The sequence below is a fragment of the Enterobacter cloacae complex sp. P24RS genome, from assembly GCF_014982165.1.
Taxonomy (GTDB): domain Bacteria; phylum Pseudomonadota; class Gammaproteobacteria; order Enterobacterales; family Enterobacteriaceae; genus Enterobacter; species Enterobacter quasihormaechei.
Genome location: NZ_JADCKU010000007.1, coordinates 137,860 through 149,593, shown reverse-complemented (window position 1 = coordinate 149,593; position 11,734 = coordinate 137,860). Strand labels below are relative to the sequence as shown.

The window sequence follows — 11,734 nt, the reverse complement described above, 5'->3', positions numbered from 1 at the left end:
CGCCCCTGCCCGCGCGGGCGGGGGCGCTTATTGCAAAAACATAACGGGACAATGTTATGCAAAAATCTGAACGTCATCTCGTGGTGGCCATTATCGTTCTGATCGCTGGCCTGCTGCTGGTTTTGTTGCCGCTGTACGTGCGGGCCGATAACGCCCGCGACTGGCAAAACCTGCCGAAGGACACCAATCTCATCTTCGGCTATTACAACAATGTTCATACCAATACCTCGCTCGACGGAAACCTTCCCGCCGATGGCGCCAGCGTGGACGCGGACGTGTACGTTTTACGCTACGCGCATTCGTTCGATATCGACGGACGCGTTTCAGCGATACAGGTCATCCAGCCCTACGCCAGCGTGACGGCCTCGCTGGATAATGCCAATTACCTTACCGGTTCGCTCAATCATGAAAATCTTGGCGATACCCAGGTGGTCTTTGCCCATAACCTGTTCGGCGGCCCGGCGCTCAGCGTGGAGGAATTTAAGCGCTGGCAGCCGGAGATGTTCCTGACGGGCGCGCTCTGGCTCACCCTTCCCACGGGAGACTATGACAGCGATAACGCGATCAACATCGGCGCGAACCGCTGGGCCTTTAAGCCCGAGCTGGCGTTCGGCGTGCCGCTCGGTCCGACCTGGCTGGAGCTCAACAGCTGGGTCAGTTTCTTCACCGACAATAACGACTACCAGCAAAACAGCCGCCTGGAACAGCGCCCGCTCTACACCCTCGAAGGCCACTGGAGCTATACCCTCTCGCCCGCGCTCTGGCTCTCGCTGGACTCCAGCTGGACGAAAGGCGGCGAAACCCGCGTTGACGGAACGTTGCAGGACGACGAACAGGAGAACGTGCTGCTTGGGGGCTCTCTGGGCTTCATGCTGAGCCCGCGTTTTGGGGGGATGATCGCCTACACCGATACCACGCATCAGCGGGATGGCTCGCCGGACGTCACCACCTGGTCATTCCGTCTGCAATATCTATGGTAAGGAGGACAACATGCGAAACCGTTTACTGTTACCCGGCCTGATGATACTGATGCCGGCTCTCGGCCACGCCACGGTAGAGGATGCCATTGAAAAAGCCACCAACCCGTTACACCTTTCGACCTCCGTTGCGCTTCAGGATTACTACACGCCTGAGCTTTACAACAGCGATCGGCATCTCAACGATACGCTCTTCCGCGCAACCGTTCCGTTAGCCGCCAACGACTGGGTGCCCGTGCCGCAGATCCTTCGTTTAACCGTTCCGATGGCAACCCGCCCACAGCCGCAGGGCTATAAGACCGGGCCTGGCGATATCAACTTATTTGATATTTTCCTGCTCAAACAGGAAGGGGTAAAAATTGGCGTGGGGCCGCTCATCACGGCAGACTCCGCCAGCGATGACGCGCTGGGCAGCGGCAAATGGCAGGGCGGGCTCTCTGCCGTTGCGATCAAATCCACCCCCGGCTGGATGGCGGGCACGCTGGTGCAATGGCAGAAAAGCTTTGCCGGAGACGACGCGCGCGACGACGTAGAGACCGCGACGTTCCAGCCGATTTTCATCTATAAGTTTCAGGGCGGCTGGTACTTGCGCAGCTCGGGCATCTGGACCTGGGATCGGGAGTCGGATGATTATTACATTCCGGTTGGCATTGGCGGCGGGCGCGCCTGGGGAGTGGGAGGAAAAGTGGTCAGCGCCTTTGTCGAGCCGCAGTGGACGGTTGCGCACGACGGGGACAATCTGCCGAAATTCACCCTCTTTGCCGGTTTCAGCGTCGTCATGTAAAAAAAAAGGCCGCTATTCAGCGGCCAACCATGTCGAAACGGACATTTTTATACTTTAGCGCTCCCCATCCGGGGAGCAGAGAGGATTTACTTAATGATGGATTTCAGCGCTTCGCCGATATCCGCCAGGCTGCGAACGGTCTTCACGCCTGCGGCTTCCAGCGCGGCAAACTTCTCATCCGCCGTACCTTTACCGCCAGCGATGATCGCGCCCGCGTGACCCATACGCTTGCCTTTCGGCGCGGTCACACCCGCGATGTAACCCACTACCGGCTTGGTGACGTGATCTTTGATGTAAGCCGCCGCTTCTTCTTCGGCGCTACCGCCGATCTCGCCGATCATCACGATCGCTTCGGTCTGCGGATCTTCCTGGAACAGCTTCAGGATGTCGATGAAGTTAGAGCCCGGGATCGGGTCACCGCCGATGCCTACACAGGTAGACTGGCCGAAACCGTAGTCGGTGGTCTGCTTAACCGCTTCATAGGTCAGGGTACCGGAACGGGACACGATGCCCACTTTACCCGGCTTGTGAATGTGGCCCGGCATGATGCCGATTTTGCATTCGCCCGGGGTGATCACGCCTGGGCAGTTCGGGCCGATCATGCGCACGCCCGCTTCATCCAGCTTCACCTTCACGGTCAGCATATCCAGCGTCGGGATACCTTCGGTGATGGTGATGATCAGTTTGATGCCTGCGTCGATCGCTTCCAGAATGGAGTCTTTGCAGAACGGCGCCGGAACGTAGATCACGGTCGCGGTTGCGCCGGTCGCTTCTACGGCTTCACGCACGGTGTTGAACACCGGCAGGCCCAGGTGCGTGGTGCCGCCTTTACCTGGCGTTACGCCGCCAACCATCTGCGTGCCGTAGGCAATCGCCTGTTCGGAGTGGAAAGTCCCCTGGCTACCGGTGAAGCCCTGGCAGATAACCTTGGTATCTTTATTAATTAAAACGGACATTATTTCCCCTCCACTGCGGCAACAACCTGCTGAGCTGCATCCGTCAGACTTTTCGCTGCAATAATATTCAGGCCGCTGTCAGCCAGTTTTTTCGCGCCGAGTTCAGCGTTGTTTCCTTCCAGACGGACAACAACCGGAACGTTAACGCCCACTTCTTCTACCGCACCGATGATACCGTCGGCGATCAGGTCGCAACGGACGATACCGCCGAAGATGTTAACCAGAACGGCTTTAACGTTGCTGTCAGAGAGAATGATTTTGAACGCTTCGGTTACGCGCTCTTTGGTTGCGCCACCGCCCACGTCGAGGAAGTTCGCCGGCTCGCCGCCGTGCAGCTTAACGATGTCCATGGTGCCCATCGCCAGGCCCGCACCGTTAACCATGCAGCCGATGTTGCCATCCAGCGCCACGTAGTTCAGTTCCCACTGTGCAGCCTGCGCTTCACGCGGATCTTCCTGAGACTGGTCGCGCATTTCACGCAGATCGGACTGGCGGAACAGCGCGTTGCCGTCAGCGCCCAGCTTGCCGTCGAGGCAGATCAGGTCGCCCTGGGTGGTGATCACCAGCGGGTTGATCTCGATCAGCGCCAGATCGCGCTCCAGGAAGATGGTTGCCAGACCCATGAAGATCTTGGTGAACTGCTGAACCAGCTTACCTTCCAGACCCAGCTTGAACGCCAGCTCGCGACCCTGGTAAGGCATTGGGCCCGCCAGCGGATCGATAGCCACTTTATGGATCAGGTGCGGGGTTTCTTCCGCCACTTTTTCAATTTCCACGCCGCCTTCGGTAGACGCCATGAACACCACGCGACGGGAGCTACGGTCTACGACTGCGCCCAGGTACAGCTCTTTCGCGATATCGGTCGCCGCTTCCACCAGGATCTGGTTAACCGGCTGGCCGTTTGCGTCTGTCTGGTAGGTTACCAGACGCTTGCCGAGCCAATGTTCAGCAAACGCACGGATCTCTTCTTTGCTCTTAACGACCTTCACACCGCCCGCTTTACCACGGCCACCAGCGTGAACCTGACATTTAACTACCCACGGGCCGGAACCGATTTTAGACGCGGCTTCTTCTGCTTCACGCGGGGTAGTACAGGCATAACCCACCGGAGCCGGTAAGCCATACCGGGCAAACAGCTGTTTGGCCTGATATTCATGTAAGTTCATGTGTTCTATCCATCCTTCAGGGTAATCGTTATCTTCAAACCTGTAGACCGGCGCGGTCTGTGCGCCGGATAGCGCTACGCTTATCCGGCCTACAGGGCAGGTGATGCTAAATAGTCACTAGACGTCCAGCAGCAGACGTGTTGGATCTTCCAGCAGCTCTTTAATCGCGACCAGGAAGCCCACGGACTCGCGGCCGTCGATCAGGCGGTGATCGTAAGAGAGTGCCAGGTACATCATCGGCAGGATCTCCACTTTACCGTCTACCGCCATCGGGCGATCTTTAATGGCGTGCATACCCAGGATCGCGCTCTGCGGCGGGTTGATGATCGGGGTAGACATCAGCGAGCCGAATACGCCGCCGTTGGTAATGGTGAAGTTACCGCCGGTCAGGTCTTCTACGGTCAGCTTGCCGTCGCGGCCTTTCACGGCCAGCTCTTTGATTTTCTTCTCGATGTCAGCCATGCCCAGGGTATCCACATCACGCAGAACTGGTGTTACCAGGCCGCGCGGGGTAGAAACCGCCATGCTGACGTCGAAGTAGTTGTGGTAAACCACGTCATCGCCATCGATAGACGCGTTCACTTCCGGGTAGCGTTTCAGCGCTTCAACCACCGCCTTCACGTAGAAGGACATGAAGCCCAGACGGATACCGTGACGTTTTTCAAACGCGTCACCGTACTGCTTGCGCAGGTCCATGATAGGTTTCATGTTGACTTCGTTGAAGGTGGTCAGCATCGCGGTGGAGTTTTTCGCTTCCAGCAGACGCTCGGCCACGCGCTTGCGCAGGCGGGTCATCGGCACGCGTTTTTCGCTACGTGCGCCAAGCTGAGGCTGTGCCGCTGGCGCTGCCGCAGGCGCTTTGGCTTCGGCTTTCGCCTCAGAAGGCGCTTTAGCCAGATGCTTGTCGATGTCTTCACGCGTCAGACGACCGCCCACACCGGTGCCTTTGATGGCTGCCGGGTCAAGGCTGTGTTCAGCCAGCAGACGACGGATCGCCGGGCTGAGGGCGTCGTTAGACTGTTCTTCCAGAGAAGCCTGCTGGCGCTGGGCCGGCGTAGACGCTTTCTCTTCAGATTTTGCGCTGGACTCTTTACCTGCGCTATTGCCTTCACGCAGGCGACCCAGGATCTGACGAGAGGTGACGGTCGTACCTTCATCTTCCAGGACTGCATCCAGAATGCCATCCGCTGAAGCCGGTACTTCCAGTACCACTTTGTCAGTTTCGATTTCTACCAGCACTTCGTCGCGGGTTACCGCGTCGCCTGGTTTTTTGTGCCAGGTGGCGACGGTTGCATCTGCTACGGACTCAGGCAGGTCGGGAACAAGAATATCTACGCTACTCATTATGTATCCTTTAATTAATCGACGTTCAGCGCGTCATTGACCAGATCTTGTTGCTGCTTCTGGTGAACGGACATATACCCTACCGCCGGAGAGGCGGAGGCCGGGCGACCTGCATAACGCAGAGCAGACCCAAATGGAATCACTTCACGGAAATGATGCTGGCTGCAATACCATGCGCCCTGGTTAAGCGGCTCTTCCTGGCACCAGACAAAATCATGAACGTGAGCGTACTGTTTCAGCACTTCCTGCATCGCCTGATGCGGGAACGGATAAAGCTGTTCGATACGCACAATGGCGACATCTTTCTGATCGTTCTTACGGCGCTGTTCCAGCAGGTCGTAATAAACCTTACCAGAACACATTACGACACGCTTAACGGCCTGCGGATCCAGCTCGTCAATTTCACCGATGGCCGGCAGGAAGGTGCCGTTTGCCAGCTCTTCCAGGCTGGAGACCGCCAGCGGATGGCGCAGCAGTGATTTTGGTGACATGACCACCAGCGGACGGCGCATACCGCGCAGCGCCTGACGACGCAGCATGTGGTAGACCTGAGCCGGGGTGGACGGCACGCAAACCTGCATGTTCTGCTCGGCGCAGAGTTGCAGATAACGCTCCAGACGCGCGGAGGAGTGCTCCGGTCCTTGTCCTTCGTAACCGTGCGGCAACAGCATCACCAGGCCGCACATACGGCCCCACTTCTGCTCGCCGGAGGAGATGAACTGGTCGATAACAACCTGCGCGCCGTTGGCGAAGTCACCGAACTGCGCTTCCCAGATGGTCAGGGTGCGCGGTTCTGCGGTGGCATAGCCGTATTCAAAGGCCAGAACCGCTTCTTCTGACAGCACGGAGTCCCAGACCTTGAACTGGCCCTGACCGTTATGCACGTGCTGAAGCGGGGTATAGGTTGAACCGTTAGACTGATTGTGCACCACGGCGTGACGGTGGAAGAAGGTGCCGCGGCCCGCATCTTCACCGGACAGACGAACCGGAATGCCTTCGTCTACCAGCGTCGCATAAGCCAGCGTTTCCGCGCCGCCCCAGTCGAACAGCTTCTCGCCCGCCGCCATTGCCTGGCGATCGCCGTAGATTTTGGCCACGCGAGACTGCATCTCGATCGCTTCCGGCACGGTGCTGATGCGTTTAGCCAGCTCCTGCAAACGCTTCATTTCGACCTTGTTCGGGTAGCTCTCATCCCACTCGTGGTTGAGGTACGGCGACCAGGTGAAGGAGTGCATGTTCATTGGGCGCAGCTCTTTCACTACGCATTCACCCGCATCCAGCGCGTCGCGGTAGAGGTTGACCATCTCGGTCGCATCCTCCAGCGTCGCCACTTTTTCGCTTTCCAGCTTGTCAGCGTAGATTTTACGCGGCGTCGGGTGTTTTTTGATTTTCTGGTACATCAGCGGCTGGGTTGCACTTGGCTCATCCGCTTCGTTGTGGCCGTGACGGCGGTAGCAGAAGAGGTCAATGAACACATCGCGCTTGAAGGTGTTACGGAAGTCCAGCGCCAGACGGGTAACGAAAGCAACGGCTTCCGGGTCATCCGCGTTAACGTGGAAGATGGGTGCCTGAACCATTTTACCGATGTCGGTGCAGTACGGGGTAGAACGCGCATCCAGCGGGTTAGAGGTGGTGAAGCCCACCTGGTTGTTGATCACGATGCGAACGGTACCGCCCACTTCATAACCACGCGCTTTCGACATGTTCAGGGTTTCCTGAACCACGCCCTGCCCTGTGACCGCCGCATCACCGTGAATGGTGATTGGCAGCACTTTATTGCTGCTCGGCTCGTCCAGACGATCCAGACGCGCGCGCACGGAACCGATAACCACCGGGCTGACGATTTCCAGGTGCGACGGGTTAAACGCCAGCGCCAGGTGAACCTGACCGCCCTCGGTTTCGATATCCGAGGAGAAGCCCATGTGGTACTTCACGTCACCGGTGCCGAGGTGCTCTTTGTGTTTACCCGCAAATTCGTCGAACAGATCCTGCGGTTTTTTACCCAGCACGTTCACCAGCACGTTCAGACGACCACGGTGCGCCATGCCCAGCACCACTTCGCGCGTGCCGCTCTTGCCGGCATGACGAATCAGCTCTTTCAGCATCGGGACTAACGCATCGCCGCCTTCCAGTGAGAAGCGTTTCGCGCCCGGGAATTTCGCGCCCAGATAGCGCTCAAGGCCTTCCGCTGCGGTCAGTTCGTTCAGGAAACGTTTTTTCTCATCTGCTGAGAAATTCGCGTGGCCTGCCACGGATTCGATACGCTGCTGGATCCAGCGTTTCTCTTCGGTGGAGGTAATGTGCATATATTCCGCGCCGATGGAGCCGCAGTAGGTTTGCTTGAGCGCGTCAATCAGATCGCCCAGCTTCATCGTGTCTTTGCCGATAGCAAAAGAACCTACGTTAAAGCTTTCCTGGAAATCGGCCTCGGTCAGATCGTGATAGGCCGGATCGAGATCCGCCACACGTTCCTGCTGCCACAGTCCCAGCGGATCGAGATTCGCATGCTGGTGACCACGGAAGCGATAAGCGTTGATAAGTTGCAGGACTTTAACCTGCTTCGCATTGGTGTCAGGGTCGGAAATCGCAGAAGAGTAACGTGAGGCATCCTTCGCCAGACGACGGAAATAATCACGTGTTTTTGAATGGAATTGATCCGGTTTGACCCCTGTACCAGGCAACTGCTGGAACATGGAACGCCAGTTTGCGTCCACTGAGTCAGGATCGGTTAAGAAGTCTTCATAGAGCTGTTCTATCCAGCTCTGGTTTGAACCAGAGAGGTAAGAAGAGTCCAGCCAGGCTTTCATTGCGCCGTTCTGCATCGTGATCCCTTAAGCATTTTTATGCTTACTTTCGCCGTAGAAACTACCACGCACACACCGTGTACGTGCCGGGGTTCACCTGCGAGCTCTTTTCATTTGGCCCGCGAAGGAACCTTTAGAAACTGTCTAAACTTCAGGGCAGTTTTTAAAGGTTTCTGCAATCTGTCCGCTGGCGCTGCACTTACCGGGCCTACCGTCTCGTAGGCCGGATAAGCGCAGCGCCATCCGGCGTTGTTACTTACGCACTGCGTTGCAACAGCATCGACTTAATATGGCCGATAGCGCGCGTCGGGTTCAGCCCCTTAGGACACACACTGACGCAGTTCATGATGCTATGGCAGCGGAATACGCTGAAAGCGTCACTTAATCCTTCCAGACGGTTCTCGGTTTCGGTATCGCGGCTGTCGATCAGGAAGCGATAGGCAGCCAGCAGACCCGCAGGGCCGATAAATTTGTCCGGGTTCCACCAGAATGACGGACACGACGTTGAACAACATGCACAGAGAATACACTCATACAATCCATCGAGTTTTTCACGCTGCTCAGGAGACTGTAAATGCTCACGAGCGGGTGGATTTTGCCCATTATTCAATAAGTAAGGCTTAATCTTCTCATATTGTGCATAGAATTGTCCCATGTCCACCACCAAATCACGCACGACCGGCAGGCCAGGCAGAGGACGGATAACAATTTTCTGGCCAGGACGGTTTAGCGCTGAAATTGGCGTGATGCAGGCCAGGCCGTTTTTGCCGTTCATGTTCACACCGTCAGAGCCACATACCCCTTCACGGCAGGAGCGGCGGAACGACAGCGTAGGATCTTGCTCTTTCAGCTGGATTAACGCATCCAGCAGCATCATGTCACGACCTTCTTCCGCTTCGAGGGTGTAATCCTGCATACGCGGAGCATCGTCTACATCCGGGTTATAACGATAAACTGAGAATTCGAGTTTCATTATCCTGTCTCCGCATTAGTAAGTACGAATCTTCGGCGGGAACGCCGGACGCAGTTTCGGTTCCATGTTAACGCTACGGCGCGTCATGGTTTCCGACTCTGGCAGATACAGGGAATGGCACAGCCAGTTTTCGTCATCACGATCCGGGAAGTCGAAGCGGCTATGGGCGCCACGGCTTTCGGTACGGAAGTTTGCCGACATCGCGGTCGCGAAGGCGGTTTCCATCAGGTTATCCAGCTCCAGGCATTCGACGCGCTGGGTGTTGAACTCGCTGGAGGTGTCGTCCAGACGGGCATTCTTCAGACGCTCGCGAATCGCTTTCAGCTGCTCAAGCCCTTTGGCCATTGCGTCACCTTCACGGAATACCGAGAAGTTGTGCTGCATACATTCCTGCAACGCCTTACGGATTTCCACCGGATCTTCGCCGTTACGGTTGCCGTTCCAGCGGTTGAGGCGTTCGAGAGAGGCGTCGATTTCGTCGTCGGTTGCATCACGCAGTGCGCCCTGCTCGGCAATGGACTCCTGAAGATGCAGACCCACCGCACGACCAAATACCACCAGGTCCAGCAGGGAGTTGCCGCCCAGACGGTTTGCGCCGTGAACGGATACGCAGGCAATTTCGCCTACCGCGAACAGGCCAGGAATGACCACGTCTTCGCCCTGCTCGTTCACGGTCAGCGCCTGACCGGTCACTTTGGTCGGGATACCGCCCATCATGTAGTGGCAGGTTGGGATAACCGGAATCGGCTCTTTAACCGGGTCGACGTGGGCGAAGGTGCGGGACAGCTCCAGGATGCCCGGCAGACGGGATTCCAGCACCTCTTTACCCAGATGGTCGAGCTTCAGCTTCGCGTGTGGACCCCATGGACCGTCACAGCCGCGGCCTTCACGGATTTCGATCATGATGGAACGCGCCACCACGTCGCGACCCGCCAGGTCTTTCGCGTTTGGCGCATAACGCTCCATGAAGCGCTCGCCGTGTTTGTTCAGCAGGTAGCCACCTTCACCGCGGCAACCTTCGGTGACCAGCACGCCCGCGCCGGCAATACCGGTTGGGTGGAACTGCCACATCTCCATGTCCTGCACCGGCACGCCGGCGCGAATAGCCATACCGACGCCGTCACCGGTGTTGATGTGGGCGTTAGTGGTGGACTGATAAATACGGCCTGCGCCGCCGGTCGCCAGCACGGTCGCGCGGGCTTTGAAGTAAACCACTTCACCGGTTTCGATGCACAGTGCGGTACACCCCACCACGGCGCCATCGGCGTTTTTCACCAGATCCAGCGCATACCACTCGGAGAAGATGGTGGTATGGTTTTTCAGGTTCTGCTGGTACAGCGTGTGCAGCAGCGCGTGACCGGTACGGTCAGCCGCCGCCGCGGTGCGTGCCGCCTGCTCGCCGCCGAAGTTTTTCGACTGGCCGCCAAACGGACGCTGATAGATGGTACCGTTTTCCAGACGGGAGAACGGCAGACCCATATGGTCCAGCTCCAGAATCGCTTCCGGGCCGGTTTTACACATATATTCGATGGCATCCTGATCGCCGATGTAATCGGAACCTTTTACCGTGTCGTACATGTGCCATTCCCAGTTATCTTCATGGGAGTTACCCAGCGCTACGGTGATACCGCCCTGCGCAGACACAGTGTGGGAACGGGTCGGGAAAACTTTAGAGAGCAGCGCACAGGTCTGGCCGCTCTGGGAAATTTGCAGTGCGGCGCGCATACCTGCGCCACCCGCACCAATCACAACAGCATCAAATTCTCTGACTGGCAGTTTCATTACACACCCCACACCACAACAAATCCATAAATGACGTAAACCAGCAGAGCAACAACAATAATCAGTTGCAGCGGAAGGCGAATCGCCAGCGGTTTAACGTAATCGGTCAACACCTGCCACATGCCGATCCAGGCATGAATAAGGATGGAGAACAGGGCCAGCAGGGTGAACACTTTGGTGAAGGCCGATCCGAAGAAACCACTCCAGATTTCCCACGTCAGCGTCCCGCTGGTCGCGAAGAAACCGATCATATAGATGATGTAAAGCGTGAGGACGATGGCGGTAGCGCGGACCAGAATAAAGTCATGTACGCCGTTGCGTCCTAATGCGGAGGCGTTGCTTACCATACGAGAACTCCTGCGAGAAGTGAAAGCACGACAGTGATCACAAATGAAATGTTCGCGGTACGTTTCCCGGCCTCGAACGTCTCTTCCAGATAGCCAAAGTCCATCAGCATGTGGCGTACACCGCCAACAACGTGATAGGCCAGCGCGGTCAGAATGCCCCACATGATAAATTTCACGAAGAAGCTGTTCATGATGGCAGAGGCCTGGAGGAATCCTTCAGGAGAGGAGAGGCTGGTTCCCAGTAACCACAACAAAATACCGACCGCCACAAACGTAATCACACCAGAAACGCGGTGCAGAATGGACGCTATTGCTGTTACAGGGAATCGGATCGTTTTCAGATCCAGATTGACAGGTCTTTGTTTTTTCACATTTCTTATCATGAATAACGCCCACATGCTGTTCTTATTGTTTCCTTCCTCCGGACTGCGATGCGGGTCAGACAGCGTTCCTTTTCTATAACTGCGCGTCATGCAAAACATTGCTTCCAAATGCTAAAACGACACGTTACAACGCTGGGTGGCTCGGGATTGCAGGGTGTTCCGGAGACCTGGCGGCAGTATAGGCCGTTCACAAAATCATTACAATTAACCTACATACA

General features: G+C 56.8%; 10 protein-coding genes. 2 read left to right on the top strand and 8 right to left on the bottom strand.

All coding sequences use genetic code 11. The annotated features are described in order from the left end of the window. Positions 1–56: 56 nt before the first annotated feature. Positions 57–980 carry a transporter gene (locus tag INF58_RS09840; RefSeq protein ID WP_107534938.1) on the top strand — a complete coding sequence of 308 codons (924 nt, stop codon included), beginning with the start codon at positions 57–59 and terminating at the stop codon, positions 978–980. Between the two features lie 10 nt (positions 981–990). Beyond that, positions 991–1,761 carry a hypothetical protein gene (locus tag INF58_RS09835; protein WP_193527594.1) on the top strand — a complete coding sequence of 257 codons (771 nt, stop codon included), beginning with the start codon at positions 991–993 and terminating at the stop codon, positions 1,759–1,761. An 86-nt stretch (positions 1,762–1,847) separates the two neighbouring features. On the opposite strand, the gene sucD is transcribed toward INF58_RS09835, so the two are convergent. The 8 genes from sucD to sdhC all read right to left on the bottom strand — a co-directional run bounded on the left by sucD (position 1,848) and on the right by sdhC (position 11,531). After that, positions 1,848–2,717 (bottom strand): succinate--CoA ligase subunit alpha, encoded by an 870-nt coding sequence (gene sucD, locus INF58_RS09830; protein WP_006809578.1) that lies wholly within the window; start codon positions 2,715–2,717, stop codon positions 1,848–1,850. After that, a complete protein-coding gene (sucC, locus tag INF58_RS09825; RefSeq protein WP_017384968.1) occupies positions 2,717–3,883 on the bottom strand; it encodes an ADP-forming succinate--CoA ligase subunit beta in 1,167 nt (388 codons plus the stop codon). The genes sucD and sucC overlap by 1 nt, the downstream gene beginning before the upstream one ends. A 117-nt stretch (positions 3,884–4,000) precedes the next feature. Then, the gene (gene odhB / locus INF58_RS09820) at positions 4,001–5,227 is read right to left on the bottom strand and encodes a 2-oxoglutarate dehydrogenase complex dihydrolipoyllysine-residue succinyltransferase (protein WP_063866113.1); all 1,227 of its coding nucleotides are present in this window, start codon (positions 5,225–5,227) and stop codon (positions 4,001–4,003) included. Positions 5,228–5,241: 14 nt separating this feature from the next. Further along, positions 5,242–8,049 carry a 2-oxoglutarate dehydrogenase E1 component gene (gene sucA / locus INF58_RS09815; RefSeq protein ID WP_063449342.1) on the bottom strand — a complete coding sequence of 936 codons (2,808 nt, stop codon included), beginning with the start codon at positions 8,047–8,049 and terminating at the stop codon, positions 5,242–5,244. 238 nt (positions 8,050–8,287) lie between these two features. Then, on the bottom strand, positions 8,288–9,004 hold the full coding sequence (gene sdhB, locus INF58_RS09810; RefSeq protein WP_063866112.1) for a succinate dehydrogenase iron-sulfur subunit SdhB: 717 nt from the start codon (positions 9,002–9,004) through the stop codon (positions 8,288–8,290). A 15-nt stretch (positions 9,005–9,019) separates the two neighbouring features. After that, entirely contained in the window at positions 9,020–10,786 is a 1,767-nt protein-coding gene (gene sdhA, locus INF58_RS09805) for a succinate dehydrogenase flavoprotein subunit (protein ID WP_003858619.1), read from the bottom strand. Next, a complete protein-coding gene (sdhD, locus tag INF58_RS09800; protein WP_003858621.1) occupies positions 10,786–11,133 on the bottom strand; it encodes a succinate dehydrogenase membrane anchor subunit in 348 nt (115 codons plus the stop codon). The genes sdhA and sdhD overlap by 1 nt, the downstream gene beginning before the upstream one ends. Then, positions 11,127–11,531: a succinate dehydrogenase cytochrome b556 subunit gene (gene sdhC, locus INF58_RS09795; RefSeq protein ID WP_026080740.1), complete on the bottom strand. Its 405-nt coding sequence runs from the start codon at positions 11,529–11,531 to the stop codon at positions 11,127–11,129. Before sdhC ends, sdhD begins: the two co-directional genes overlap by 7 nt. Between the last annotated feature and the right edge of the window lie 203 nt (positions 11,532–11,734).